This is a genomic window from Noviherbaspirillum sp. (assembly GCF_036563305.1).
Classification (GTDB): Bacteria; Pseudomonadota; Gammaproteobacteria; order Burkholderiales; family Burkholderiaceae_D; genus Noviherbaspirillum.
In genome coordinates this window covers 82859-107805 of record NZ_DATCMQ010000017.1, presented here as the reverse complement: position 1 = coordinate 107805, position 24947 = coordinate 82859, and the positions used below count along the sequence as shown (strand labels likewise).

General features: G+C 64.7%; 26 protein-coding genes. 14 read left to right on the top strand and 12 right to left on the bottom strand.

Features of this window, described 5'->3' with window-relative positions:
• Positions 1-6: 6 nt before the first annotated feature.
• Positions 7-1359: a sensor histidine kinase gene (locus tag VIM12_RS20175; RefSeq protein WP_331944517.1), complete on the top strand. Its 1353-nt coding sequence runs from the start codon at positions 7-9 to the stop codon at positions 1357-1359.
• Between the two features lie 141 nt (positions 1360-1500).
• Complete coding sequence (locus VIM12_RS20170; RefSeq protein WP_331944105.1) at positions 1501-1698, top strand: hypothetical protein; 198 nt, start codon at positions 1501-1503, stop codon at positions 1696-1698.
• Here VIM12_RS20170 and ispF read toward each other — a convergent pair.
• Both ispF and ispD read right to left on the bottom strand, forming a co-directional pair.
• Positions 1695-2183: a 2-C-methyl-D-erythritol 2,4-cyclodiphosphate synthase gene (ispF, locus tag VIM12_RS20165; RefSeq protein WP_331944103.1), complete on the bottom strand. Its 489-nt coding sequence runs from the start codon at positions 2181-2183 to the stop codon at positions 1695-1697. The two genes, VIM12_RS20170 and ispF, sit on opposite strands and share 4 nt — an antisense overlap.
• Positions 2180-2878, bottom strand: a complete 699-nt coding sequence (gene ispD / locus VIM12_RS20160) for a 2-C-methyl-D-erythritol 4-phosphate cytidylyltransferase (RefSeq protein WP_331944101.1) — start codon at positions 2876-2878, stop codon at positions 2180-2182. Before ispD ends, ispF begins: the two co-directional genes overlap by 4 nt.
• A gap of 165 nt (positions 2879-3043) precedes the next feature.
• Here ispD and mfd point away from each other — a divergent pair, with 165 nt between their 5' ends.
• From mfd to VIM12_RS20145, 3 genes are all read left to right on the top strand, one after another.
• A complete protein-coding gene (gene mfd / locus VIM12_RS20155; protein ID WP_331944099.1) occupies positions 3044-6487 on the top strand; it encodes a transcription-repair coupling factor in 3444 nt (1147 codons plus the stop codon).
• Between the two features lie 90 nt (positions 6488-6577).
• Positions 6578-7420 (top strand): phosphoserine phosphatase SerB, encoded by an 843-nt coding sequence (gene serB / locus VIM12_RS20150; RefSeq protein ID WP_331944097.1) that lies wholly within the window; start codon positions 6578-6580, stop codon positions 7418-7420.
• 35 nt (positions 7421-7455) lie between these two features.
• Complete coding sequence (locus VIM12_RS20145) at positions 7456-7818, top strand: hypothetical protein (RefSeq protein ID WP_331944095.1); 363 nt, start codon at positions 7456-7458, stop codon at positions 7816-7818.
• Between the two features lies 1 nt (position 7819).
• On the opposite strand, the gene VIM12_RS20140 is transcribed toward VIM12_RS20145, so the two are convergent.
• The 5 genes from VIM12_RS20140 to phaC form a co-directional block, all read right to left on the bottom strand.
• On the bottom strand, positions 7820-9013 hold the full coding sequence (locus tag VIM12_RS20140; RefSeq protein WP_331944093.1) for a cystathionine beta-lyase: 1194 nt from the start codon (positions 9011-9013) through the stop codon (positions 7820-7822).
• 22 nt (positions 9014-9035) lie between these two features.
• The gene (locus tag VIM12_RS20135; RefSeq protein WP_331944091.1) at positions 9036-9473 is read right to left on the bottom strand and encodes a hypothetical protein; all 438 of its coding nucleotides are present in this window, start codon (positions 9471-9473) and stop codon (positions 9036-9038) included.
• Positions 9474-10832, bottom strand: coding sequence for a 30S ribosomal protein S12 methylthiotransferase RimO (gene rimO / locus VIM12_RS20130; protein WP_331944087.1), 1359 nt, complete (start codon positions 10830-10832; stop codon positions 9474-9476).
• 126 nt (positions 10833-10958) lie between these two features.
• Positions 10959-11516, bottom strand: coding sequence for a polyhydroxyalkanoate synthesis repressor PhaR (gene phaR / locus VIM12_RS20125; protein WP_331944084.1), 558 nt, complete (start codon positions 11514-11516; stop codon positions 10959-10961).
• Positions 11517-11689: 173 nt separating this feature from the next.
• The gene (phaC, locus tag VIM12_RS20120) at positions 11690-13405 is read right to left on the bottom strand and encodes a class I poly(R)-hydroxyalkanoic acid synthase (protein WP_331944082.1); all 1716 of its coding nucleotides are present in this window, start codon (positions 13403-13405) and stop codon (positions 11690-11692) included.
• Between the two features lie 54 nt (positions 13406-13459).
• On the opposite strand from phaC, the gene VIM12_RS20115 reads away from it, so the two are divergent.
• Positions 13460-13702, top strand: a complete 243-nt coding sequence (locus VIM12_RS20115) for a hypothetical protein (protein ID WP_331944080.1) — start codon at positions 13460-13462, stop codon at positions 13700-13702.
• 21 nt (positions 13703-13723) lie between these two features.
• On the opposite strand, the gene pgeF is transcribed toward VIM12_RS20115, so the two are convergent.
• Both pgeF and VIM12_RS20105 read right to left on the bottom strand, forming a co-directional pair.
• Positions 13724-14479 (bottom strand): peptidoglycan editing factor PgeF, encoded by a 756-nt coding sequence (gene pgeF / locus VIM12_RS20110; RefSeq protein ID WP_331944078.1) that lies wholly within the window; start codon positions 14477-14479, stop codon positions 13724-13726.
• 13 nt (positions 14480-14492) lie between these two features.
• Positions 14493-15536 (bottom strand): RluA family pseudouridine synthase, encoded by a 1044-nt coding sequence (locus VIM12_RS20105; RefSeq protein WP_414691817.1) that lies wholly within the window; start codon positions 15534-15536, stop codon positions 14493-14495.
• A 37-nt stretch (positions 15537-15573) separates the two neighbouring features.
• On the opposite strand from VIM12_RS20105, the gene VIM12_RS20100 reads away from it, so the two are divergent.
• Entirely contained in the window at positions 15574-16371 is a 798-nt protein-coding gene (locus VIM12_RS20100; RefSeq protein ID WP_331944074.1) for an outer membrane protein assembly factor BamD, read from the top strand.
• A 48-nt stretch (positions 16372-16419) separates the two neighbouring features.
• Here VIM12_RS20100 and yaaA read toward each other — a convergent pair whose 3' ends face one another.
• Positions 16420-17199: a peroxide stress protein YaaA gene (yaaA, locus tag VIM12_RS20095; RefSeq protein ID WP_331944072.1), complete on the bottom strand. Its 780-nt coding sequence runs from the start codon at positions 17197-17199 to the stop codon at positions 16420-16422.
• A 32-nt stretch (positions 17200-17231) separates the two neighbouring features.
• On the opposite strand from yaaA, the gene VIM12_RS20090 reads away from it, so the two are divergent.
• Positions 17232-17672, top strand: a complete 441-nt coding sequence (locus tag VIM12_RS20090) for a putative toxin-antitoxin system toxin component, PIN family (protein WP_331944070.1) — start codon at positions 17232-17234, stop codon at positions 17670-17672.
• 34 nt (positions 17673-17706) lie between these two features.
• Positions 17707-18882: a pyridoxal phosphate-dependent aminotransferase gene (locus VIM12_RS20085; RefSeq protein WP_331944068.1), complete on the top strand. Its 1176-nt coding sequence runs from the start codon at positions 17707-17709 to the stop codon at positions 18880-18882.
• A gap of 2 nt (positions 18883-18884) precedes the next feature.
• Here VIM12_RS20085 and VIM12_RS20080 read toward each other — a convergent pair whose 3' ends face one another.
• Positions 18885-19532, bottom strand: coding sequence for a glutathione S-transferase (locus VIM12_RS20080; RefSeq protein WP_331944066.1), 648 nt, complete (start codon positions 19530-19532; stop codon positions 18885-18887).
• A 179-nt stretch (positions 19533-19711) separates the two neighbouring features.
• Here VIM12_RS20080 and VIM12_RS20075 point away from each other — a divergent pair, with 179 nt between their 5' ends.
• The 5 genes from VIM12_RS20075 to VIM12_RS20055 all read left to right on the top strand — a co-directional run bounded on the left by VIM12_RS20075 (position 19712) and on the right by VIM12_RS20055 (position 24430).
• Positions 19712-20491: an oxepin-CoA hydrolase, alternative type gene (locus VIM12_RS20075; RefSeq protein ID WP_331944064.1), complete on the top strand. Its 780-nt coding sequence runs from the start codon at positions 19712-19714 to the stop codon at positions 20489-20491.
• Positions 20488-21192, top strand: a complete 705-nt coding sequence (locus VIM12_RS20070; RefSeq protein WP_331944062.1) for a histidine phosphatase family protein — start codon at positions 20488-20490, stop codon at positions 21190-21192. The genes VIM12_RS20075 and VIM12_RS20070 overlap by 4 nt, the downstream gene beginning before the upstream one ends.
• 81 nt (positions 21193-21273) lie before the next feature.
• Positions 21274-22341, top strand: coding sequence for a phosphotransferase family protein (locus VIM12_RS20065; protein WP_331944060.1), 1068 nt, complete (start codon positions 21274-21276; stop codon positions 22339-22341).
• Positions 22342-22373: 32 nt separating this feature from the next.
• Positions 22374-23636, top strand: coding sequence for an acyl-CoA dehydrogenase family protein (locus VIM12_RS20060; protein WP_331944058.1), 1263 nt, complete (start codon positions 22374-22376; stop codon positions 23634-23636).
• Positions 23637-23737: 101 nt separating this feature from the next.
• Entirely contained in the window at positions 23738-24430 is a 693-nt protein-coding gene (locus VIM12_RS20055; protein WP_331944056.1) for a glutathione binding-like protein, read from the top strand.
• 48 nt (positions 24431-24478) lie between these two features.
• Here VIM12_RS20055 and VIM12_RS20050 read toward each other — a convergent pair whose 3' ends face one another.
• Positions 24479-24934, bottom strand: a complete 456-nt coding sequence (locus VIM12_RS20050) for a MaoC family dehydratase (RefSeq protein WP_331944054.1) — start codon at positions 24932-24934, stop codon at positions 24479-24481.
• Positions 24935-24947: the final 13 nt, after the last annotated feature.

Genomic DNA, 24947 nt, shown 5'->3' with positions numbered 1-24947 from the left:
GCCTTGATCCCATTCATCAGTAACCAGCTGGGCTGGCTGAAAAGCGGTCTGTTCTGGCGGACGTTTTTCCTGCTCGCATTCCTGATCGCGGCCAGCATCCTCGCCTGGGTCGCGAGCTTTCGTGTCGTCGAGCGGGAGCCGCGTGCGCAGCAGATGGCGGCCCAGGTCATTTCGATCGTGACCATCACCCGTGCCGCGCTGACCCACTCCGCCCCCGACATGCGGCGCGAACTCCTGTTCGATCTCGCCAGCAACGAGGGCATCCGGATCTACCCGCTCGAAGCGACCGACGTCGTGGAGCCACCGGCAGATACAGGCGTCATGCCGGTCCTCGAGGCGTACGTCAAGGCCCGCCTCGGGGGAAGCACGAAATTCGCCGGCAGCGTGAACGACGTGGCGGGCTTCTGGGTCAGCTTCATGATCGAAGAGGACGAATACTGGTTGCGGCTCGATCGCGAGCGCATCGAAGGCGTGAGCGGGATACAGTGGCTCGGCTGGGGTACGACGACGCTGCTGTTATCGCTGCTCGGCGCCGTGTTCATCTCGCGCCTGATCAACCAGCCGCTGGCCCGCCTGACGACCGCGACGCGCGCCGTCGCCAAGGGTCGCATGCCGGATCCGTTGCCCGAACGCGGACCGACAGAGATCCGGGAAGCCAACGGCAGCTTCAACCAGATGGTGGCCGACCTGAACCGGGTCGAAAGCGACCGCGCGGTCATCCTCGCCGGCATTTCGCACGACCTGCGCACGCCGCTCGCGCGCATGCAGCTGGAAGTGGAGATGGCGCAACTGAGCGATGAGGCCCGGCTCGGGATGCAATCGGACCTGGCGCAGATGGACGCGATCATCGGCCAGTTCCTGGAGTACGCGAAGCCATCCGACACCGCCAATGCCGCGAGCGTCAACCTCACGGCCCTGCTCGACGAGTGCACGCACGAAGCCTCGCGCCTCGCCGACGTGCAGATTCACAGCGAGATCGCCAAGGACGTCAACGTATTCGGCAACGCCACCGAGCTCAAACGCGTCGTGGCGAACCTGATCGAGAACGCCCGGCGCTACGGCAAGACGCCGGACACTGGCATTGCCCGCATCGATATCGCGTGCAAGCTCCAAGGCAACAATGCCGTGCTGGAAATTGCCGATCACGGCACAGGCGTTCCCGACTCCGAAATCGAGCGTCTGCTGCGTCCCTTCACGCGCCTGGATACGGCGCGCGGCCAGGCCAACGGCGCCGGCCTCGGGCTGGCGATCGTGGATCGCATCGTGAAGCGGCATCACGGCACGTTGAAACTCTCCAACAATCCCGGCGGCGGCCTGCGCATCCGCATTTCCATGCCGATCACGGGCGCGCTCGGCTGAGGTGGTCGCACCCGCCGCAGCATGAACTTCCCGGCAGGCCGGGAATCTACCACCCATCATGTCAAGAGGCAGGACCATTGCCGCTGCTGGCGGTCGGCCCGGACCGCGCCGGCGCCGGATCAATCCAAACGAGGAGTCCCCATGCCGACACCAACTTCTTCCGGAACGACAAGCCCGCCCGCCCACCTGAAGCCCGGGGACGAAGCACAGCCGGGCGTGGCCGGCACGGGCGAGGACCTGTGCGAGGACTGCGGCGGCAACGGCGTCCGCAAGGACGGCAGCCCCTGCCCGACCTGCGAAGGAACGGGCCGCGTGGTGCGGGGTATCGGCGGCGGCTAGCGCCGGTACAGCAGCGCGATCGCTTCCGCGGCAATGCCTTCCTCGCGTCCGAGAAAACCCAGCCGCTCGTTCGTCTTGGCCTTGATATTCACCTGATCCGGGTCGATGCCGAGATCGACGGCGACGTGCAGGCGCATCTGCGCGATATGCGGCGCCATCTTCGGCGCCTGCGCGATGATCGTGCTGTCGATGTTCCCTACGTCATATCCTGCTTCTGCCACGCGCCGACCCGCTTCGCGCAGGAGGACGCGGGAGTCGGCACCGGCGAAGCTGGCATCGGTGTCCGGGAAGTGACGACCGATGTCGCCGAGACCAGCCGCGCCGAGCAGCGCATCGGTGACGGCATGCAGCAGAACGTCGGCATCGGAATGGCCGAGCAGGCCAGTGGGATGCGGAATCGCGACGCCGCCGATAATGAGCTTGCGTCCCGGCACCAGCGCGTGGCAGTCATAGCCCTGGCCGATCCGGTAAGGGAGATGGTTCATTGCTGTCCTTTCAGGTGCAGTTCCGCCAGCGCCAGGTCGTGCGGCAACGTGAGCTTGAAGTTGCGCGGACTGCCCTCCACCAGTTTCGGCTTCAGGCCAAGCTGTTCGATGGCGCCGGATTCGTCAGTCACGTCGGCAGTCTGCGCCAGCGCCCGCGCGAGCAGCGCATAGCGGAACATTTGCGGGGTCTGGGCGGCCCATAACCCCTCCCGCGGCACGGTTGTTTCCGCCCGCCCGCCCTCGACGCTGCGCTTGAGGGTGTCGACCACCGGCAGCGCGAGCAGCCCGCCCACCGGGTCGTCGCGGAGCGAGGCCGCGAGGCGTTCGACCAGCGCCGGCGTGAGGCCGGGTCGGGCAGCATCGTGCACAAGCACCCAATCGTCGTCCTTCGCCGCACCGCGGATTGCGCGCAAGCCGTTGAGCACCGACAGGCGCCGGGTGTCGCCACCCTCCCGGATGACGGTAAGCCGTTGCGCCGCCGGGCCGCTAGCGGCGACCAGCGCGTCGATGTAAGGGTCGCCAGGGCTGACGACGACAAAGGTATGCGCAATCAGCGCCGACGCGTGAAAGGTCTCGATCACATGCTGCAGTACCGGCTTGCCCCCCAGCGGCAGGTATTGTTTCGGACGACCGCTGGCCATGCGGGCGCCGACGCCGGCAGCGGGAATGAGGGCAAAATGACGAGGGGAATGCATGTTCTTGTGTGCCGCCGCCGGCAAGGCCGTGCGGCGAGGGTATCCGGCCCCTCACGGGTGCTTGGTTTATAATCGCCGGATATTTTCTCACAGGCGAAGAACGCGTATTGCCCCTCCGGCGCAATGCCGTGCTCGACGCACTGGCATTGCAGCTGTCGTCCGTTGATGTCCTTCGATCTCAAAAAATCCCTTCCCAAGCCCGGCTCCCGTTTCGTCCTGCCTGCGGCGCATGGCTCTTCCGACGCGTTCCTGTTCGCCCAGGCAGCGCGCGAGCTGAAGTCTCAGCAGCGCATGCTGGCGCTGGTCGTCGCCGGGGCCGCGGATGCCCAGCGCCTGCTGGCCGAAATTCCGTGGTTCGGCGACAAGGAGCAGCCGTTGCGCTGCCACCTGCTGCCCGATTGGGAAACCCTGCCCTACGACGCGTTCTCCCCGCACCAGGACCTGGTATCCGAGCGGCTTGCGACCCTGCATGAAATCAGCAGCGGCGCCTGCGACGTGCTGATCGTCCCGGCGACCACCGCACTGCTGCGGATGGCGCCGCCGGCGTTCCTCGCCGCCTATACCTTCTTCTTCAAGAAGGGCGAGACGCTGGATGAAGCACGCCTGCGCACGCAGCTCGGCCTGGCCGGTTACGCTCACGTCACGCAGGTCATGTCGCCGGGCGAGTACTCGGTGCGGGGCGGGCTGATCGACCTGTTCCCGATGGGCTCCGCCCTGCCCTACCGGCTCGACCTGTTCGGCGACACGATAGAAACCATCCGCACCTTCGACGCCGACACGCAGCGTTCCCTGTACCCGGTGCAGGAAGTGCGGCTGCTGCCGGGACGGGAGTTCCCGATGGACGAGGCGGCCCGCACCGCCTTTCGCAGCCGGTGGCGGGAGGAATTCGAAGGAGACCCGTCGAAGTACGCGCTCTACAAGGACATCGGCAACGGCATCGCCTCGGCGGGGATCGAATACTACCTGCCGTTGTTCTTCGAGGAGACCGCGACGCTGTTCCAGTATCTGCCGGACGACACCTGCTTTGCGCTGGTCGGCGACATCGACGCCGCCATCAAGCGCTTCTGGGGCGACACCCAGTCCCGGTACAAATTCCTGAAAGCCGACCGTGAACGGCCGTTGCTGCCTCCCGAGCGCCTGTTCCTGACGGACGAGGATTTCTTCACGCTGGCCAAGCCGTACGGACGGTGGGTGATCCAGCAGAGCGACGCGCCCTCGCCGCTGTCTTCCCCGCTGCCCAACATTGCCGTCAATCGCCGCGCCGACGATCCGCTCGCCAACCTGCGCGCCTACCTCTTGCAGACGGACCGCCGGGTCATGCTGTGCGCCGATTCCAACGGCCGCCGCGAAACCCTGCAGCAGTACTTCAGCGACTTCGACCTGCACCCCACCCTCTGCGACGGCTTCGAGGATTTCGCCACCGGCTCGGCCCCCCTGATGCTGGGCGTGGCGCCCCTGCAGGCTGGATTCGAGCTCGGCGACGCGCTCGGCAAGCTGGCATTCATCACCGAGACCGAACTGTACGCCGGCACCGGCCGCCGCGCCGGCCGCCGCAAGCAGGAGGCGGTGACGCAGGTCGAGTACATGGTGCGCGACCTGTCGGAGCTGAAGATCGGCGACCCGGTCGCGCACGTCAACCATGGCATCGGGCGCTACATGGGCCTTGTCAGCATGGACCTCGGCGAAGGCGAGACGGAGTTCCTGCATCTCGAATATGCAAAGGAGAGCAAGCTCTACGTGCCGGTGTCGCAACTGCACGTGATCTCGCGCTATTCGGGGGCGTCGCCCGAGGATGCGCCGCTGCACGTGCTTGGTTCCGGACAGTGGGAAAAGGCGAAACGGAAGGCGGCGCAGCAGATCCGTGACACCGCCGCCGAACTCCTGAACCTGTATGCGCGGCGCGCCGCCCGCCAGGGACACGCGTTCCAGTACTCGGCACGCGACTACGAGGCGTTCGCCGAAAGCTTCGGCTTCGAGGAGACGCCCGACCAGAGCGCTGCGATCAATGCAGTCATCATGGACATGACCAGCGGCAGGCCGATGGATCGGCTGATCTGCGGCGACGTCGGTTTCGGCAAGACGGAGGTTGCCTTGCGCGCCGCCTTTGTCGCCGTCATGGGCGGCAAGCAGGTCGCCATCCTGGCGCCCACCACCCTGCTGGCCGAACAGCATGCCCAGACCTTTGCCGACCGCTTTGCCGACTGGCCGGTGAAGATCGCGGAGCTGTCGCGCTTCCGCACCGGCAAGGAAGTGACGGCGGCCATCAAGGGCATCGGCGAAGGCACGATCGACGTCGTGATCGGAACCCACAAGCTGTTGTCGAACGAGGTCAAGTTCGCGCGGCTCGGGCTGGTGATCATCGACGAGGAGCACCGCTTCGGCGTGCGGCAGAAGGAAGCGCTGAAGGCGCTGCGGGCGGAAGTCGACGTGCTGACGCTGACCGCGACGCCGATTCCGCGCACGCTTGGCATGGCGCTGGAAGGCCTGCGCGACTTCTCGGTGATCGCCACGGCGCCGCAGAAGCGGCTGGCGATCAAGACCTTCGTCCGCCGCGAGGACGAATCGGTCATCCGCGAAGCCTGCCTGCGCGAGCTGAAGCGCGGCGGCCAGGTCTACTTCCTGCACAATGAAGTCGAGACCATCCTCAACCGCAAGGAGATGCTGGAGGGCCTGCTGCCGGAGGCGCGGATCGCCGTCGCCCATGGACAGATGCATGAGCGCGACCTCGAGAAGGTGATGCGCGACTTCGTCGCGCAGCGCTACAACATCCTGCTCTGCACGACCATCATCGAGACCGGCATCGATGTGCCGAGCGCGAACACCATCATCATGCACAGGGCCGACAAGTTCGGCCTGGCACAGCTGCACCAGTTGCGCGGGCGCGTGGGCCGGTCGCATCACCAGGCCTATGCCTACCTGCTGGTGCACGACGTCACCGGCCTGTCCAAGCAGGCGCAGCGAAGGCTGGAAGCGATCCAGCAGATGGAGGAGCTGGGAAGCGGCTTCTACCTGGCGATGCACGACCTCGAGATCCGCGGCGCCGGCGAAGTGCTTGGCGAGAACCAGTCGGGGGAAATGCAGGAGATCGGCTTCCAGCTGTATTCCGACATGCTCAACGAGGCAGTCCGCTCGCTCAAGAACGGCAAGGAGCCGGACCTCGCCGCGCCGCTGTCGACCACCACCGAGATCAACCTGCATGTGCCCGCGCTGCTGCCGCAGGATTACTGCGGCGACGTGCACGAGCGGCTGTCGCTGTACAAGCGTTTCGCCAACTGCGACAGCCAGGACAAGATCGATGCGCTGCAGGAGGAATTGATCGACCGCTTCGGCAAGATGCCTGACGCCGCCAGGGCGCTGGTGGAGACCCACCGGTTGCGAATTTCCGCAATGCCGGTCGGGATTGTTAAAATCGACGCCCATGCCGAGTCCGCGGTGCTGCAATTCCAGCCGAATCCGCCGATCGACCCGATGCGCATCATCGAACTCGTACAGAAGAGCCGCCACATACGGCTGCACGGCCAGGACAAGCTGCGCATCACCGCCGGCATGCCGGACCTGGCGGCGCGGGTGGCGCAAGTGAAGGCAACGATCCGGTCGCTGCAAGGCTGAGCGGACCGTCTTCGACGAATGACAACGATGCCGGACGGCCGCTGCCGCCCCGCGTTTTTCAATGATTGCCCGTAGCCGCAGCCAGACGACATGAACCTTATCCTCCAGGGCCTGAGCGCCGATTCCGCAGCCGCCTCCCGTATTGCCGCCCTCGCCGGCGCCGCCCGCGTCCTGCCGGTGGGCGCCAATGCCTACCGCTGCGAGCAGGTGCAGTACTCCGACGCGCTGAAGGCGGAGATCGACGCAGCCTGCCTCGCCGCCCGGCTCGACCATGCGTTCGTCGAGGCCGGCCGCAAACTGTCGGATTTCGGCCTGGTCGCAATGGACATGGATTCCACCCTGATCACCATCGAGTGCATCGACGAGATCGCCGACATGCAGGGGCTGAAACCCCAGGTCGCGGCAATTACCGAAGCGGCGATGCGTGGGGAGATCGAATTCCGCGAGAGCCTCGCCCGCCGCGTCGCCCTGCTGCAGGGACTCGACGCATCTGCCCTGCAGCGGGTCTACGACGAGCGGCTGCGGCTGTCGCCGGGGGCCGAGAACATGCTGGCCGCAGCCAAGACAGCCGGCCTGAAGACCTTGCTGGTCTCCGGCGGCTTCACCTTCTTCACCGACCGCATGAAGGAAAGGCTGGGACTGGACTTCACGCATGCGAACCAGCTCGAGGTCGTCGATGGCAAGCTTACTGGAAAGGTCGTGGGCGGCATCGTCGACGCCGACGAGAAGCAGCGCACGGTGGAGCGCGTCTGCGCGCAGCTGGGCATTGACACCAGGAAATCGATCGTGATGGGGGACGGCGCCAACGACCTGAAGATGATGGGCGTCGCGGGACTTTCGGTGGCCTTCCGCGCCAAGCCGGTGGTCAGGGCGCAGGCCGACGTTGCATTGAATTTTGTGGGGCTGGACGGCATCTTACCGTTGTTCGCCTGATCATTCCGTCTGAAATCACTCTTTCCGGAGGTTCGATGTCGCAGGAACTCGTGTTCGACCCGCGTCTGCAGTCCGCAAAAAACCTCGCCTGGTGGCTGTACCTCTTGCACGGGATCAGCTTCCTGTTTTCGCTCGGCGCCTTTTCCTGGATCCCGCTGATCATCAACTACATCAAGCGGGAAGATGCGGCGGGCACCTTCGTGCATAGCCATCACAGCTGGCAGATCCGCTCGTTCTGGTGGTATCTGTTCTGGATGGTGGTGGGCGGCATCCTGTTCATGACCGTGCTCGGCATACCGGTCGCCTGGCTGATCTGGACCGGCGCCTGGGTATGGAAGGCCTATCGCCTGATCAAGGGCCTGCTCGACCTCAGCGACAACAAGGCAATGAAGATCTGATTCAGGCGGGCTCGGCCAGCCCGGCGAGCGCCTGTTCGATGTCGGCGATCAGGTCGTCCGGGTCTTCCAGCCCGATGTTGAACCGGACCAGCTGGCCCGCGCCCTGCCAGTGGCGGCGCATTGCCTGTATCCGGTACGGCACGCACAGGCTGTTCGCCCCTCCCCAGCTGAAACCGATCTTGAACAGACGGAGGCGCTCGATGAAGCGATCGGTCTGCGCCTCCGCAAACCGCGCGTCGAAGACCACCGAAAAGAGCCCGCCTGCGCCGGTGAAGTCCCGCTTCCAGTGCGCATGCCCCGGACAGTCCTCGAATGCCGGATGCAGCACCGTGGAGATTTCCGGCCGTTGCCGCAGCCAGGCGGCGACCCGACGCGCTCCCGTATCATGGGCATCGAACCGCAACTTCATGGTTGGCAGCCCGCGCAGCACCAGGTAGGTATCGTCGGCACTGACGCCGAAGCCCATGCGCATGTGCGCCATCTCGATCGGGCGCAGCAGCTCCCGGTCGCGGACGATCACGGCGCCCATCAGCACATCCGACCCGCCGGACTGGTACTTGGTGAGCGCCTGCATCACGATGTCCACGCCGTGTTCGAAGGCGCGGAAGGCGATCCCGGCGGACCAGGTATTGTCGAGCGCCACCCGGATTGCCTGGCCTGCCGCACGGCGTTCCTGCACCGCGCGGCAGATGGCCGGAATGTCGGGCACTTCCATCGACACCGACCCGGGCGCCTCGGTCCAGACCAGGCGCGTGTTTGGCCGGATGAGGTCGCGGATACCGGCGCCGACCATCGGATCGTAGAATCGCGCCGAGACGCCAAAATCCTGTTCAAGCCAGCGCGCCAGCTCCCGGTTCGGATTGTAGACATTGTCGGGAACCAGGACGTCGTCACCGCTCTTGAGCAGGCCGAAATCGACCATGGCGATCGCCGCCAGCCCGCTGGGTGCGAGAAGGCAGTGGGTCCCGCCTTCGATCTCGGCGAGCCTGGCTTCGAGGGTGAAGGTGGTGGGCGTGCCGTGCAGGCCGTAGGTATAGCCGCTCTTTTCCTGCCAGTTGCGTGCCCGCATCGACGCGACGTCCTTGAACAGCACGGTCGATGCATGATGGATCGCCGTCGGGAGGGCCCCGAAGCCTTCCGGCGGGCGGTAGTCGCTATGGATCAGCGCTGTCTGCAGGGCCTTGGACTTGGTCAATCTTCCCTCCGTCGATATTGTCTTATCGGGTCTTTTCCTGTGAACGGGCGCTGCGCACGATACGCACGCTGAACGGCTTGGTGCGCGTGCCGTCGGCCGACAGCCACTCGCCGCTGAAGACCTCGCCCGCGAGCTTGCCGTTCCACTGGCCGGATACGTCGGTGCCGTTCTCCGACTCTTCCAGGAAGACTTCGTCGCCCTCGATCTCGCCAGCCAGGAGCACCTTCTGCGAGCTGCCGAACACGAAGTACTCCCCTTCGACGCCGTCCGCGTATTCCTGCTTGGTGCGCAGGTCGATCTGGACGGGCGCGTCGCCGAGCGTCCCGCGCAGGGCGACCGGCCTGACGAACAGCTGCTTTCCGGCGGAAGGCACGGCAGGGACCACGGGCTGCGCCAGCGATGCCAGCGGCAGCGCACAGGCAGTCGCCAGCAGAAGATGCTTCAGCAACGCCGTCGCCATTTACGCTTCCGCCCAGAGGTCGTGGGCATCGGCGCCGGTCACCCGCACGTCGGCGAATTCGCCGACCTTCAGCTTGCGGTGTGGCTCGAAGGGCGGCTTCACGTAGACCACGCCGTCGATCTCCGGGGCATCGGCGGCCGACCGGCCGACACCGCCGCTCGAGTCCACCTCGTCGATCAGCACCCGGATGGTCTTGCCGACCCGTTGCTGCAGCCGCTTGCGGGAAATGCCTTCCTGCAGCGCCATCACGCGCGCGCGGCGATCCTCGCGCACTTCCTCCGCGACCTGGTCCGGCAAGTCATTGGCGGTCGCCCCTTCGACCGGCGAGTAGGCGAAGCAGCCGAGGCGGTCGATTTCCGCCTCCTTCAGGAAGTCGAGCAGGTAGGCGAACTCCTGCTCCGTCTCGCCGGGGAAACCGGCGATAAAGGTGGAGCGGATGGTCAGGTCCGGGCACAGCTTGCGCCATGCCTGGATGCGTTCGATGTTCTTCTCGCCGTTTGCCGGACGCTTCATCCGCTTCAGCACGTCGGGATGCGCATGCTGCAGCGGCACATCCAGGTAAGGCAACACCCTGCCCTCGGCCATCAGCGGAATGATGTCGTCGACGTGCGGATACGGATAGACGTAATGCAGCCGGACCCACGCACCGTAGCCGGCAGCCAGCTCGCCGAGCGCGGTCACCAGCTGGGTCATGTGGGTCCTGACGGGCTTGCCGTTCCAGAAGCCGGTGCGGAATTTCACGTCCACCCCGTAGGCGCTGGTGTCCTGCGAAATGACAAGCAACTCCTTGACGCCGGCCTTGAACAGGTTCTCGGCCTCCAGCATGACGTCGGCGACCGGGCGCGACACCAGGTCGCCGCGCATGGACGGGATGATGCAGAAGCTGCAGCGGTGGTTGCAGCCTTCCGAGATCTTCAGGTAGGCGTAGTGCTTGGGCGTGAGCTTGATACCGGCAGCCGGCACCAGGTCGAGGAAGGGGTCGTGCGGTTTCGGCAGGTGCTTGTGCACCGCCGCCATGACCTCGCCGACCGCGTGCGGGCCGGTGACTTCCAGCACTTTCGGATGCACGCTCTGGATGATGTCCTGTCCGGCCGCATCCTTCTTGGCGCCGAGGCAGCCGGTGACGATGACCTTGCCGTTCTCGTTCAGTGCTTCGCCGATGGCGTCCAGCGATTCCTGGACCGCGGCGTCGATGAACCCGCAGGTATTGACGATGACGAGATCGGCGCCGTCGTAGGTCTTGGCGGTTTCATAACCTTCGGCGCGCAGCTGGGTGAGGATCTGCTCCGAGTCGACCAGCGCCTTCGGGCAGCCGAGGGACACGAAACCGACTTTCGGGGAGTTGGAGGGGTTGGACATGGAAAAGAAAAAGGGGTACAGGCGAATCCGCTATTGTACCCCGTCGTGCCCGCGCCAAGCTTCCGGCGGCAGTGCCGGTGATCTTGCCTTTTCGTCAGCGGAACCGTCCCCCGGACGGCTCGTCCGCTATTTCTTGCCCTTGTCCGTCGGCGTGAACGGGAAGGTGCCGAACATGTTCTTGGTCTGGTTCTGCATCTGCTCCTGCATTTGCACAAACAGGTTCTTGCTCTGCTCGATGTAGTTGCTCATCATCCCCTGCATCATCGGCCCCTGCACGTTCATGAACTGGGTCCACATCTCCTGGCTGAACGGCTTGCCTTCGTAGAAGCCCTTCGAGCTTTCCGCCAGCTTGTTCTGGATGTCGATGAAGGCCTGGATGTTCTTCTCGAGGTAGGAGCCCATCATGCCCTGCATCGCATGGCCGTAGTAGCGGATGATCTGGGACAGCGCGCCGCTGGAGAACATCGGGGTGCCGTTGGCTTCTTCTTCGAGGATGATCTGCAGGAGGATGCTGCGGGTCAGGTCTTCTTCGGTCTTGGCGTCGATGACCGTGAACTCTTCGTTGTCCAGCACCAGCTGCTTGACGTCGGCGAGCGTGATGTAGGAACTGGTCTGGGTATCGTAGAGGCGGCGGTTCGGATACTTCTTGATCAAGCGCTCTGTAATCTTTTTTGCACTATTCATCGAATTTTCCAGTTGTTGCGAGAAGACGCATGCTGCCGGCGCCGGCGGGAAAGCGAACGTCCGTTCGCTGCCGGTGTGACTCATTATAGTGCGGAAGAACTGCGAACCATGCAATTTTTGCCGCCGCCGCCCCGCGTCCTTGTCACGCAGACAAGGACGCGGACCCGGGCATCTCAGTCCGCCTTCACCTTCACGTAGCGGCCGGGCGCCGGTTCGATCACCGGGTAGTGCGCATTGCCCGACTTGCGTGGGGCATTCACCTGGTTTCCGGCGTGCCCGGACAGGAAAGCCGACCATTCCGGCCACCAGCTGCCCGGATGCTCGGTTGCCGCACCCAGCCATTCCTGCGGGCTTGACGCGGGCTGGTCACTGCTCCAGTAACTGCGCTTCTTCTTTGCCGGCGGATTGATGACGCCGGCGATATGGCCGGACGCGCCGAGCACGAAGCGGTTGCGCTCCGGATTAGCGGGGTTGAGCAGCGTGGTGGAGGCGAATGCGGAATTCCACGGCACGATATGGTCTTCGCGCGAACCGTAGACGAAGGTCGGGGCATCGATTACGCCAAGGTCGACAGGTTCTCCGGCGACCGTGGTCTTGCCCGGCTCGCGCAGCCTGTTCTCGAGGTACATGTTGCGCAGGTACCAGCAGAACATGGGACCGGGCAGATTGGTGGCGTCCGCATTCCAGTACAGCAGGTCGAACGGCGGCGGCTCCTCCCCTTTCAGGTAGTTCGACTTCACGTAGTTCCAGACCAGGTCGTTCGGCCGCAGGCTCGAGAAGGTCGCGGTGAAATCCCGTCCCGGCATCAGGCCGCCCTTGCCGATCGACTGCTCGCGCATCGCCACCTGGGCCTCGTCGATGAAGACATCGATGACACCCGTGTCGGAGAAGTCGAGCAGGGTCGTGAGCAGGGTCAGGCTGGCGACCGGATTCTCGCCGCGGCCGTACAGGAGCGCCAGCGCGCTCGCCAGTATCGTCCCGCCTACGCAGAATCCGAGTGCGTTGATCTGCTCCTGCCCGGATATCTCGCTTACGACGCCAATTGCCTTCACCACGCCGTCGAGCACATAGTCGTCCCACGACAGGTGGCCGAGCGACGCGTCCGGGTTGCACCAGGAGACCAGGAAAACCGTATGTCCCTGCTCGACCGCGTAGCGGACCAGGGAATTCTCGGGTTGCAGATCCAGGATGTAGTACTTGTTGATGCAAGGCGGCACCAGCAGCAGCGGCCGCTCGTACACCTTCTTCGTCAACGGCTTGTACTGGATCAGCTGGAACAGCGCGTTCTCGAACACCACCGCACCCTCGGTGGTCGCCACGTTGCGGCCGACTTCGAATGCGGATTCGTCCGATTGCGAAATATGCCCCTTCTGCAGGTCTTCCAGCATGTGGTGCATGCCCTTGACGAGGCTCTCGCCCTTGGTGTCGATGATCTTCTGCAGGACCTCGGGGTTGGTGGCGAGGAAGTTCGCCGGCGACATGGCGTCCACTACCTGTTGTACCGCGAAACGGATCTTCTGCTTGGCGCGCGGCTCGGCCTGCACGGCGTCGGCCATCGCCAGCAGGAAGCGCGCATTGAGCAGATAAGCGGCTGCGTTGAATGCGTGCAGGGGACTTGCCTGCCACTCCGGTCCCTTGAAGCGCCTGTCCGCTACCGCCGGCGCCTTGGCGCTGAGCATCTCCTGCCAGAGCGCAGTGAGCTGCTGCACGTAATCTGCCTGCAGGGCCGTCATCGCCGCAGGGTCGATGGTGGCGCCGAGCTGCTTCATGCTGGCGGCAAGCGGTTGCGGGTCCAGCGGTTGCAGCTTCAGCCAGTCCTGCCAGGCGGCGGGATTGGCGAACCGGGCCGCCCACGCGGCGGGATCGACTTGCGGCGGAATGGAGTTCATGCTTGCGCCTCTGTTTTCAAGTATGGTGTCGGTTTGCTTCGGAATCGCATTGCCATGTATATCGTCGCCATCGCCTGGATCTATGTCGTCCTGATGATGTCGGTCACCGAGCACTCGGTGGTTGCCGGCATCATGACCTTCCTCTTCTACGGCGTGGTACCGGTGACAATCATTCTATACTTGATGGGTGCTTCCGGACGCAAACGAAAACGCGCCCTTGCTGAAAAACAGGAACGGGATTTGCTGCAGGAGAACAATCAGCCGGACGCGCGCCCGCTGCAGGAAGAAACGAAGTAAGGAAGCTGGCGTGCAGGAAAGTCAGGCCGGCTTCAGCCAGATCAGGCTGGCCATGCGGCCAGTGATCTTGTCCCGCCGGTAGGAGTAGAACCGGCCGGCGTCACCGACCGTGCAGCAATCCCCGCCCCAGATCCGCTCCACGCCCGCCGACCGCAAGACACCCCGGGCAAGCGCGTAGATGTCGGCCAGGTATTTTCCGGAATGTCCGGGATAGGGCTTGAAGGCGGCACGCGCCTGCGCGTCGCCGCACACGAACGCATCGACAACGTCCGGTCCGACCTCGAATGCCTCGGGACCGATGGCCGGCCCCATCCAGGCGATGATCTCCTTGCCCCCCGCCTGGCGCATGCGCGCCACCGTCGCCTGCAGCACGCCGCCGGCGAGTCCGCGCCATCCCGCGTGGGCGGCGCCGACGACGGATCCCTTGCTGTCGCACAGCAGCACCGGCAGGCAGTCGGCGGTCTGCACCACGCAGACGCTGCCGACAGCGGACGAGACGGAGGCGTCCGCGTGCGGCACGTCGGCGGCCGTTGCCGCATCGACGACCGTCGTGCCATGCACCTGGTTCAGCCAGGCAGGCTCTGCCGGCAGCACGCCGCGCAGCAGTGCCCGGTTGGCGGCCACATGTGCGGGAACGTCGCCGACATGTATCCCGAGATTGAGGCCGCCCTTTCCGTCGGCCCCTGCATACGGCCCGAGGCTGACGCCTCCCGTGCGGGTGGTCGAGACCGCCGCGACATTGGCGGGCGCATCCCATCGTGGCGTAATCAGCTGCATCGATATCCCTGCATCAGCTGGCGGCCGGATCGATTCCCGCCAGCCTGAAAAGCGCGTCCATGTCGGCAGGCAGCGGCGCACTCCATTCGCACGGCTTGCCGCTCGTCGGATGCAGCAGCCCGAGGCGGCAGGCGTGCAGCGCCTGGCGCGGAAAGACGCCGGCCAGGTGCGGCTTGCCGTAAAGCGGATCGCCGACCAGGGTAAAGCCGATCGATTGGAAGTGCACGCGGATCTGGTGGGTGCGGCCGGTCTCGAGACTGCAGCGCACGAGACTGACGGGCTTCCCGTCCAACACACCCTGGGCAACCCGGTGGTAATGGGTGGCCGCCGGCTTGGCCGACGGATGGGTCGATACCGCCATCTTGACCCGGTCGCGCGGGTGGCGGCCGATGGCGGCTTCGATCCGGCCGCTTATCTGTGTCGTACCCCAGACCAGCGCCAGGTATTCCCGTTTGACGGTGCGCGCCTGCAGCTGCCGGACGAGGTCGGTCTGCGCCTGCAGGGACTTGGCCACCACCATCAGGCCGGAGGTTTCCTTGTCCAGCCGGTGCACGATGCCGGCGCGCGGCACGGAAGCCAGCCCGGGCAGCCGGTGCAGCAGGCCATTCAGCAGCGTGCCCGACCAGTTGCCGGCGGCGGGATGCACCACCAGGCCCGCGGCCTTGTCCAGCACCAGGACGGCGTCATCCTCATGCACCACGGACAGCGGCACCGGTTCGGGCTTGTATGCCTGGTCTTCCGGCGCCGCCTGCGGCCGGACCACGACGGTTTCGTCGCCCAGGGCCAGCGCCTTCGCCTTTGCGGGTTCGCCGTCCACCAGTACATGGCCGGCCTCGATCCACTGCTGCAGGCGGCTTCGGGAAAACGCCGGCACCAGTTGCGACAAGACCTTGTCGAAGCGGACGCCGCAGAACTCGGACGTGAGCCTGAGCGTGATGGTTTCGGGCGCTTCCTGGGGGATCAGCTCGTCGTCGACGTCGTCGAAGTCGGTTTCAGTCAGATTTCTGCTCAATGGGGGGACCTGGTTGATTGTTTGCAAGCATCGGCCATCGGCTATAATCGTTGCCTTGACCAGAAGTGCTCCCGCAAACGCCATGCAAAAAAGATCGTTGAAGTCTGCCGCCATCGCCCTCGCCTTGGTCCTCTCCAGCTGCGGATTCCTGCCGGAAAAGATCGACGAGACCAGGGACTGGTCGGCCTCGAGATTATACTCGGAGGCGCGCGACGAATTAGCCTCGGGCAATTACGAAAAAGCGATCCAGCATTTCGAGAAGCTGGAGTCACGCTACCCGTTCGGCACCTATGCGCAGCAGGCGCAGATGGAAATCGCCTACGCCCACTATCGCCAGGGCGAACAACCCGAGGCACTTGCCGCGGCGGACCGCTTCATCAAGCTGCATCCCAACCACCCGCACGTGGATTACATGTACTACCTGCGCGGACTGATCAATTTCAACGACCGCGGCGGCCTGTTCGACTTCCTCGGCCGGCAGGACCCGAGCGAGCGCGACCCCAAGGCGGCGCATGACGCGTTCGAATCCTTCCGCCAGCTGGCGGAACGCTTCCCGGCCAGCGCCTACACGCCGGACGCGATCGCACGGATGAAGTACCTCGTCAACGCGCTCGCCCAGCACCAGGTGCACGTCGCCAATTACTACTACCGTCGGGGAGCCTACGTGGCCGCGGCGAACCGCGCCCAGTATGCGGTGAGCGAGTACCGCGACGCGCCGGCCATCGAGGAGGCGCTGTACATCATGATGAAGTCCTACGACGCGATGGGCATGCCCGAGCTGAGCAAGGACGCCGAACGCGTACTGCGCGCCACCTTCCCCAACAGCGAATTCTTCACCGGCGGACGCAGGGAAAAGTCGGCGTGGTGGAAATTCTGGTGACGCAAAGAAAACAGCCTGCAGACGCAGGCTGTTTTTGCATGGGCGTCCTTATTGTCCCTCGATCCGCCTGCGGAACACCCAGGTCGTATCGCTCGATGCCGAAGCTTCGAACGCATAGCCTTCGCTGTCGAATGCCTTCAGTTTCTCCGGCTGGGTGATTCCCTTGCGCGCGGCATAGCGGGCCATCAGCCCGCGCGCCCGCTTGGCATGGAACGAGATGATTTTGTACCTGCCGCCCTTCCAGTCCTCGAACACCGGCGTGATCACCGGCGCGGCCAGCAGGCGGGGCTTGACGACCTTGAAATACTCTTCCGAAGCGAGGTTGACCAGCACCTTGGCCTTCCGGGCCGACAGCTCGGCGTTCAGCGCGTCGGTCACCAGCGTTCCCCAGAATGCGTAGAGGTCCTTTCCGCGCGGGTTACCAAGGCGCGTGCCCATCTCGAGCCGGTAGGGCTGCATCAGGTCCAGCGGACGCAGTACCCCGTACAGCCCGGATAGAATGCGCAGGTGCGCCTGGGCGTAGTCGAGCTGCTTCGACGTCAGCGTCCGTGCATCGAGACCTTCGTAGACGTCGCCGTTGAAGGCGAAGACCGCCGGGCGGGAATTGCGGGACGTGAACCGGGGCGACCAAGAGGCGAAACGATCGGCGTTGAGGACGGCCAGGCTGTCGGAGATCGACATCAGGGAGCCGATTTCCGCCGGCGACAGGCGCTTCAAGGTCTCGATCAGCTCCGCCGAATGCGCAATGAAGGCAGCTTGGGTGGGCTTTGCTTCCGGTGCGGGGCTGTCGTAGTCGAGGGTCTTGGCGGGGGAAAGAACAATCAGCATGAAAACGATGGAACAGATGAAGAATTGCCGCAATGATACAGAATAGGATAGTGATCGACACCAACGTCTGCCTCGACCTGTTCGTCTTTCACGATCCGCGCTGGGCCGTGCTGAAGGCGGCGCTGGCGGATGGGACCGTCCATGCGGTCACGCGGGCCGACTGCCGCACGGAATGGCTGAAGGTGCTGGAATATCGCCACCTGCCGCTGGACGCGTCGTCGCGCCCCGCCGCCATTGCGGAATTCGACGCGATGATCCGGTGCGTCGGGCCGGAGGATCTGATGGCGCCGCGGGAGACGCGACTGCCGGTGTGCAGCGACCCGGACGACCAGAAATTCCTGGAAATTGCGCGCGACGCCGGCGCACAGGTGCTCATCACCAAGGACAAGGCGCTGCTGAAGCTGGCAAGGCGCACGGCGCGGGAAGGCCTGTTTGCCATCCTGACGCCGGAAAAATGGCTGGCGCTTCGCTAGAATGCCTGTTCCCGCAACCTCTCCTGACCCGCTGATGAACGCACCGATGAGCGCCGCCCCCCTTGCCGTCCAGTCCCGACTGCCGAACGTCGGCACCACCATCTTCACCGTGATGTCGGCGCTCGCCGCTGAAAAAGGCGCGGTCAACCTCGGCCAGGGCTTCCCCGACTTCAACTGCGACCCTGCCCTGGTGAATGCGGTGAGCGCCGCCATGCAGGACGGCCACAACCAGTACCCGCCGATGACCGGCGTGCCTGCGCTGCGCGAGGCGATTGCGGCCAAGGTCGGTCAGCTGTACGGGCATGCCTATGAACCGGCGACAGAGGTCACGGTCACGGCCGGCGCGACGCAGGCGCTGCTAACCGCCATCCTGTGCAGCGTGCATCCCGGCGACGAGGTGCTGGTGATCGAACCGGTGTACGACAGCTACGTGCCGGCGATCGAACTCGCGGGCGGCAAGCCGGTATTCGTGCAGATGGAACGGGGACCCGAAGGCTATACGGTGCCGTGGCAGAAAGTGGCCGCGGCAGTGACGCCGAAGACGCGCCTGCTGATGATCAACAGCCCGCACAATCCGACCGGATCGATCCTGCGCGAGCAGGATATGCGAGCGCTCTCCGACATCGTGCGCGGCACCGGCATCCTGATCGTCTCCGACGAGGTGTACGAGCACATGGTGTTCGAGGGCGTGCGCCATGAATCGGTCAGTCGCTACCCGGAACTGGCGTCGCGCGCGTTCGTCGTATCCAGCTTCGGCAAGACCTACCATGTCACCGGCTGGAAGGTCGGCTACGTTGTCGCGCCCGCGGCGCTGATGGCGGAATTCCGCAAGGTCCACCAGTTCAACGTCTTCACCGTCAACACACCGGTTCAGCATGGGCTGGCGCGCTACATGCAGGACCCGGCGCCCTATCTCGACCTCCCGGCGTTCTACCAGCGCAAGCGCGACCTGTTCCGGTCCGGGCTGGCATCGACGCGGTTTCGCCTGCTGCCGGCGGACGGCACCTATTTTCAGTGCGTCGACTACAGCGGCATCTCGGACCTCGCGGAAACCGAATTCGCAAAATGGCTGACGGCCGAGATCGGCGTTGCCGCGATCCCGGTTTCCGCCTTCTACAACCAGCCGCGCGAGTCGCGCACAGTGCGCTTCTGCTTCGCCAAGAAGGACGAAACACTGCATGCCGCGCTGGAGCGGCTGGCAAGGCTCTGAGGCTATTTGCCCCGGGTCTTCATCAACTCCTGGTTGGCCTTGCGGTCGGCGTTGACCTTCTGCGCGGCTGGCCGCTCGCCTATCATCTTCGTGTACTCGCGCACCGGCAGGCCGGCCAGCACATCCTCGCCATAGATCGCCTTGGACGCCATGCCGACCAGCGGCAGGTGGACCAGCGCAGCGCAGTCGGCCATCGTGAAAGTGTCGCCGGCGACGTAGGGTGAGAACGCCGCGAGCCGGCCGAAAGCTTCCGCATTTCGCACCAGCAGTTTGCGCGCGCGCTCCTTCACTTCGTCCGACACCTTGCCGCCGAAAAACGCCTCCGGATAGAGTTCGCGTGCCACCAGTTCCAGGTGCAGCTCCATGAAGGTGATCAGCTCGCGCACCTTGGCCGCGGCGAACGGGTCGGCCGGCAGCAGCGGCTTTTCGGGATACGCGGCTTCGATGTACTCCATCATCACCTGCGATTCGCAGAGCCTGCCCTGCTCCATTTCGAAAAACGGCACCTTGCCCAGCGGCGAGCGCGCGATCAGTTCCGGCGAACGGTCGGTCCAGACCAGCTCTTCCTCGAATGCGACACCCTTCTCAAGCAGGGCGAACTTGACCTTGTTGTAGTAGTTGCTGACGGCAAAGCCGCAGAGTTTCAGCATTTCATCTCCTTCAGTTGTTGTTGTCGGCAGCGGAAAGCTTAACCGAAGGTAGTGCGCTGCGCTCGCGGCGAGCCCGACCGGCTTTCCGCATTTCGGCAATAATAGGGGCGGCACCGACCATCCCATTCCGAACAAGCCAGGCGGGGCAAAGCGCCGCCCAAGAGACAAGACTCCACACCATGTCTGCAGAACTTCAGGCCTCGCGCCGTGACAATACGCTGATCCTTACCATCTCCAACCCGGGCGCGCGCAACGCGCTCCATCCCGACATGTACGCCGCCGCGATCGAGACGCTGTCGACGGCCGAGCGCGACGATTCGATCAGGGCGGTCGTGCTTACGGGAGCCGACGGGTTCTTCTGCTCCGGCGGCAACCTGAACAGGCTGCTGGAAAACCGCAGCAAGGATCCATCGGTGCAGGCCGAATCCATCGACCGGCTGCACGGCTGGATCGAGGCGATCCGCGATTGCCCTAAGCCCGTTATCGCCGCCGTGGAAGGCGTGGCCGCCGGCGCCGGCTTTTCGCTTGCCCTCGCCTGCGACCTGATCGTGGCCGGCGCAGCCGCCAGGTTCGTGATGGCCTACGTCAAGGTGGGCCTCACCCCGGACGGCGGCGGCTCCTGGTTCATCACGCGCGCCCTGCCCCGCCAGCTGGCGGCCGAGATTCTGCTCGACGGCAAGCCGCAGGAGGCGCGCCGGCTGCATGAGCTCGGCGTAATCAATCGCCTGGTAACCGACGGCGGCGCAATCGACGCGGCGCTGGCATGGGCCGACGAACTGGCGGCACAATCGCCCAACGCGCTGGAGCGCATCAAGTCGCTGACGCATGAAGCGCAGGTCAACACGCTCTCCCAGCATTTCGAATCGGAGAAGCGGCATTTCGTCGAGAGCCTGCATCATCGCGATGCGCAGGAAGGCATCGCCGCGTTCCTTGAAAAGAGAAAGCCACAGTACAAATGAGCGAACACAAACGGCGCCGCATCTACCTGATGCGGCATGGCAGCGTCACCTACTTCGACAACGAGGGAAAGCCCTACCTTCCGGAACAGGTGCCCTTGAACGAGCTCGGGCGCGAGCAGGCGACGGCTGCGGGCAAGGTGTTCGCGCAGGCCGGCCTCCGTTTCGACCGCGTCATCATCTCGGGCCTGCCGCGCACCGTCGAGACGGCGACCCGGGTGCTCGCGGAGACCGGCCAGCAGATCGAGATGGAACGCTGGAGCGACCTGGTGGAGCTGCGCGGCGGGAAGCTCTCCGCGATTCCGGACGACATGCTCAAGGAAGCCTTCGTCGGCGCCTTCGACGGGCTGGTGCCGGAACACCGCCAGTTCCTCGGCGGCGAATCCGTCGGCGAGCTGATGGACCGGGTCCATCCCTGCATCGACAGGCTGCGCAATGAACGCGACTGGGACACGGTGCTGCTGGTGCTGCACGGCGGCGTCAACAGGGCGATCCTCTCGTACGCGTTGACCAACCAGCGTCTGTTCCTCGGCAACCTGGCGCAGACCGCGGGCTGCATCAATGCGATCGATGTCGGCGACGACCACGCCGACTGGGTGGTGCGGATGGTGAACTATTCCCCGCTGTCGGAACTCCAGGGGGAGTCGCGGCACACCACCATGGAAGTGCTGCTGGAGCAGTACATGAAGGCGCGCCGCACCTGAGCCGGCCAGAAACGCACGACCGTACGATTTTATGCGGTAGAATGCCCCGACAACTATTCAACCATCGGCAAAGGAGACAGGATGTTCGAAGAATTCATGGGCACGCGGCCGGTGTCGGAGCGCCAGAAGTTCGACCTCGACGCGATGCAGGCATACATGCGCGAGCATGTCGACGGTTTTGCCGGCGATCTCCAGGTCGAGCAGTTCAACGGGGGCCAGTCCAATCCCACCTTCAAGCTGACAGCCGGCGGCAAGAGCTACGTTTTGCGCACCAAGCCCGGACCGGCGGCCAAGCTGCTGCCTTCCGCGCATGCGATCGAACGCGAATTCCGGGTGATGGACGCGCTCAACAAGGCGGGCTTCCCGGCTGCCCGGCAGTATGCGTTGTGCACGGACGAAACCATCATCGGCCGCGCCTTCTACATCATGGAATTCGTTGCCGGCCGCGTCCTGTGGGACCAGTCGATGCCCGGCATGTCCCCGGCTGACCGCGCCGCCCACTACGACGAAATGAACCGCGTCATCGCCGCCCTGCACACCACCGACTACGCGGCGATCGGGCTGGCCGACTACGGCAAGCCGGGCAATTATTTCGCGCGCCAGATCGATCGCTGGACCAAGCAGTACAAGGCCTCGGAAACCGAAAAGATCGAGGCGATGGACAAGCTGATCGAGTGGCTGCCGCAGCATATCCCGGCAGGCGACGAGACCAGCATCGTGCACGGCGACTACCGCCTCGACAACATGATCTTCCATCCGACCGAGCCGCGCGTGCTGGCGGTCCTCGACTGGGAGCTGTCCACGCTCGGCCATCCGCTGGCGGACTTCTCCTACCACTGCATGAGCTGGCATATCCCGCCGGGGCAGTTCCGCGGCATCGGCGGCCTCGATCTGGCCGCGCTCGGCATTCCTTCGGAAGAGGCATACATCGCGAAGTACTGCGAACGCACCGGCAAGACCATTCGCAAGGAAGACTTCACCTTCTACCTGGCCTACAACATGTTCCGGATGGCCGGCATCCTGCAGGGCATCATGAAACGCTACGTGGACGGCACCGCCTCGAGCGAACAGGCACTCAAGGCCGGCAAGGCGGCGCGTCCGATGGCCGAGATGGGATGGCAATACGCGTCCGGCGCCAACACGCGCTGAACAGAAAACACACACACCGACAAGGAGACGACATGGAATTCGAATATTCGGACCGCTGCAAGGAGCTGCAGGAGCGACTGATCAAGTTCATGGATGAGCACATCTATCCGAACGAGAAGGCATTCGACGAGGAAGTGGACCGCAACGGCCGCGAGAACGGCAACCGCTGGATCCCCACCAGGCTGATCGAGGAGCTGAAGCCGAAGGCACGCGCTGCCGGACTGTGGAACCTGTTCCTGCCCAAGTCGGTACGCGCACCGGAAGGCCTGTCCAACCTGGATTACGCGCCGCTGTGCGAGATCATGGGCCGGGTGCCCTGGGCGCCGGAAGTGTTCAACTGCTCGGCGCCGGACACCGGCAACATGGAGACCATCGAGCGCTACGGCACCGAAGAACACAAGCGCGAATGGCTGGAACCGCTGCTGCGCGGCGAGATCCGGTCGGCGTTCGCGATGACCGAGCCGGCGGTCGCCTCCTCCGACGCCACCAACATCGCCACCCGCATCGAGCGCGACGGCGACCATTACGTGATCAACGGCCACAAGTGGTGGATCTCCGGTGCCGGCGACCCGCGCTGCAAGGTCTTCATCCTGATGGGCAAGACCGACCCGAATGCGCCGCGCCATTCGCAGCAGTCGATGATCCTGGTGCCGCGCGACGCGCCCGGCGTGACCATCAAGCGACCGCTGCCGGTGTTCGGCTATGACGACGCGCCGCACGGCCACTGCGAGATCCTGTTCGAAAACGTACGGGTGCCGGCTTCCAACATCCTGCTCGGCGAAGGCCGCGGCTTCGAGATCGCCCAGGGTCGCCTCGGGCCGGGTCGCATCCACCACTGCATGCGCGCCATCGGTGTTGCCGAGCGCGCGCTGGAGCTGATGTGCAAGCGCCTGAACGACCGCGTCGCCTTCGGCAAGCGGGTGTCGGAACAGAGCATCTGGCACGAGCGCATCGCCGAGTCGCGCATTCACATCGACACCGCCCGCCTGCTGACGCTGAAGGCGGCGTACATGATGGACACGGTCGGCAACAAGCATGCGAAGGCCGAGATCGCGATGATCAAGGTGCTGGCCCCGAACGTCACGCAGCAGGTGCTGGACTGGGCGATCCAGGCCTATGGCGCCGGCGGCGTCTGCGACGACTTCCCGCTGGCCGGCCAGTGGGCGGGCAACCGCACGCTACGCATCGCCGACGGTCCGGACGAGGTGCACCGCAATGCGATCGCCAAGCTGGAGCTGGCCAAGCACATGGCCATCCCCAAGAAGGACCTGGAGCTGCCCGTCACGCGCTCGTGACCGGTCGTCCCTGCGATCGCCCGTAGTCCGTTCTCCTGCGGAGTTTGGCTAAGCGCTGCATAATCATGCGGCGTTACGTCAAAAACCGCGGGAGAACAAGAATGATCGACGTCTATTCCTGGCCCACCCCCAATGGCCACAAGGTTCACATCATGCTGGAGGAATGCGGCTTTCCCTACCGCGTCCACCAGGTCAACATCGGCAACGGCGACCAGTTCGAGCCGGACTTCCTGAAGATCTCGCCGAACAACAAGATTCCCGCGATCGTCGATCCCGACGGGCCCGACGGCCAGCCGATTGCGCTGTTCGAAAGCGGCGCCATCCTGGTCTACCTTGCCGGCAAGGCCGGCAGGTTCCTCGGCAATACCGACCGGGAGAAGTTCGTGACGCTGCAATGGCTGATTTTCCAGATGGGCGGCGTCGGCCCGATGCTCGGGCAGGCGCATCATTTCCGCATCTACGCGCCGGAACAGATCGAGTACGCCGTCAAGCGCTACACCAACGAAGCGAAGCGGCTGTACGGGGTGATCGACCAGCAGCTGTCGAAGAGCGCCTATCTCGCCGGCGACGAGTACACGATTGCCGACATGGCGACCTTCCCCTGGCTGCGCTCCTGGAAGAACCAGGGAATCGACTGGGCCGACTATCCGCATGCGAAGCGCTGGTTCGACGAGATCGACGCCCGTCCGGCGGTGCAGCGCGGCGTCGCGGTCCTTGCCGATGCGCGCAAGCCGCTGGTCGACGACAAGGCCAGGGAGAACCTGTTCGGCAATACCCAGTACCAGAAGCGCTGAGCCCCGAAGCACCCCCAACAAAAAACGGCCGCATCAGCGGCCGTTTCTTCATTCGTAGCGTCGCGAGATCGACTCGGCGATGCAGACCGGCTTGTCGCCGCCCTCCCGTTCGATCGTCACCTTCCAGGTCATCTGGTACCCGCCCGGAATGTCCTCGACCTCCAGCGGCACCACGCGTGCCCGCACCCGGCTGCCTACCGGCACCGGCGCCGGAAAACGCACCTTGTTGAGGCCATAGTTCACGCTCAGCTTGGACGGCGGCATCGATACTGCCTGCTGCATCAGCACCGGCAGCAGCGACAGCGTCAGGAAGCCGTGCGCGATGGTCGTGCGGTAGGGCGACTCCGCCTTGCAGCGCTCGACGTCCAGGTGTATCCACTGGTGGTCGCCGGTGGCTTCCGCAAACAGGTTGACCCGTTCCTGCGAAACGTCGAACCATTCCGTGACTGCGACCTCCTGTCCGACCAGGCTCCTGAGTTCCTCCACTGATGCGATCTGGCGCATGCTGTCTCCGTGT

What these genes read in the sequence shown, in the direction of transcription:
- VIM12_RS20170 (WP_331944105.1), top strand. Translation starts at nt 1,501, where the DNA reads ATGCCGACACCAACTTCTTCCGGAACGACAAGCCCGCCCGCCCACCTG.
- ispF (WP_331944103.1), bottom strand. Translation starts at nt 2,183, where the DNA reads ATGAACCATCTCCCTTACCGGATCGGCCAGGGCTATGACTGCCACGCG.
- ispD (WP_331944101.1), bottom strand. Translation starts at nt 2,878, where the DNA reads ATGCATTCCCCTCGTCATTTTGCCCTCATTCCCGCTGCCGGCGTCGGC.
- mfd (WP_331944099.1), top strand. Translation starts at nt 3,044, where the DNA reads ATGTCCTTCGATCTCAAAAAATCCCTTCCCAAGCCCGGCTCCCGTTTC.
- serB (WP_331944097.1), top strand. Translation starts at nt 6,578, where the DNA reads ATGAACCTTATCCTCCAGGGCCTGAGCGCCGATTCCGCAGCCGCCTCC.
- VIM12_RS20145 (WP_331944095.1), top strand. Translation starts at nt 7,456, where the DNA reads ATGTCGCAGGAACTCGTGTTCGACCCGCGTCTGCAGTCCGCAAAAAAC.
- VIM12_RS20135 (WP_331944091.1), bottom strand. Translation starts at nt 9,473, where the DNA reads ATGGCGACGGCGTTGCTGAAGCATCTTCTGCTGGCGACTGCCTGTGCG.
- rimO (WP_331944087.1), bottom strand. Translation starts at nt 10,832, where the DNA reads ATGTCCAACCCCTCCAACTCCCCGAAAGTCGGTTTCGTGTCCCTCGGC.
- phaR (WP_331944084.1), bottom strand. Translation starts at nt 11,516, where the DNA reads ATGAATAGTGCAAAAAAGATTACAGAGCGCTTGATCAAGAAGTATCCG.
- phaC (WP_331944082.1), bottom strand. Translation starts at nt 13,405, where the DNA reads ATGAACTCCATTCCGCCGCAAGTCGATCCCGCCGCGTGGGCGGCCCGG.
- VIM12_RS20115 (WP_331944080.1), top strand. Translation starts at nt 13,460, where the DNA reads ATGTATATCGTCGCCATCGCCTGGATCTATGTCGTCCTGATGATGTCG.
- pgeF (WP_331944078.1), bottom strand. Translation starts at nt 14,479, where the DNA reads ATGCAGCTGATTACGCCACGATGGGATGCGCCCGCCAATGTCGCGGCG.
- VIM12_RS20100 (WP_331944074.1), top strand. Translation starts at nt 15,574, where the DNA reads ATGCAAAAAAGATCGTTGAAGTCTGCCGCCATCGCCCTCGCCTTGGTC.
- yaaA (WP_331944072.1), bottom strand. Translation starts at nt 17,199, where the DNA reads ATGCTGATTGTTCTTTCCCCCGCCAAGACCCTCGACTACGACAGCCCC.
- VIM12_RS20090 (WP_331944070.1), top strand. Translation starts at nt 17,232, where the DNA reads ATGATACAGAATAGGATAGTGATCGACACCAACGTCTGCCTCGACCTG.
- VIM12_RS20085 (WP_331944068.1), top strand. Translation starts at nt 17,707, where the DNA reads ATGAACGCACCGATGAGCGCCGCCCCCCTTGCCGTCCAGTCCCGACTG.
- VIM12_RS20080 (WP_331944066.1), bottom strand. Translation starts at nt 19,532, where the DNA reads ATGCTGAAACTCTGCGGCTTTGCCGTCAGCAACTACTACAACAAGGTC.
- VIM12_RS20075 (WP_331944064.1), top strand. Translation starts at nt 19,712, where the DNA reads ATGTCTGCAGAACTTCAGGCCTCGCGCCGTGACAATACGCTGATCCTT.
- VIM12_RS20070 (WP_331944062.1), top strand. Translation starts at nt 20,488, where the DNA reads ATGAGCGAACACAAACGGCGCCGCATCTACCTGATGCGGCATGGCAGC.
- VIM12_RS20065 (WP_331944060.1), top strand. Translation starts at nt 21,274, where the DNA reads ATGTTCGAAGAATTCATGGGCACGCGGCCGGTGTCGGAGCGCCAGAAG.
- VIM12_RS20060 (WP_331944058.1), top strand. Translation starts at nt 22,374, where the DNA reads ATGGAATTCGAATATTCGGACCGCTGCAAGGAGCTGCAGGAGCGACTG.
- VIM12_RS20055 (WP_331944056.1), top strand. Translation starts at nt 23,738, where the DNA reads ATGATCGACGTCTATTCCTGGCCCACCCCCAATGGCCACAAGGTTCAC.
- VIM12_RS20050 (WP_331944054.1), bottom strand. Translation starts at nt 24,934, where the DNA reads ATGCGCCAGATCGCATCAGTGGAGGAACTCAGGAGCCTGGTCGGACAG.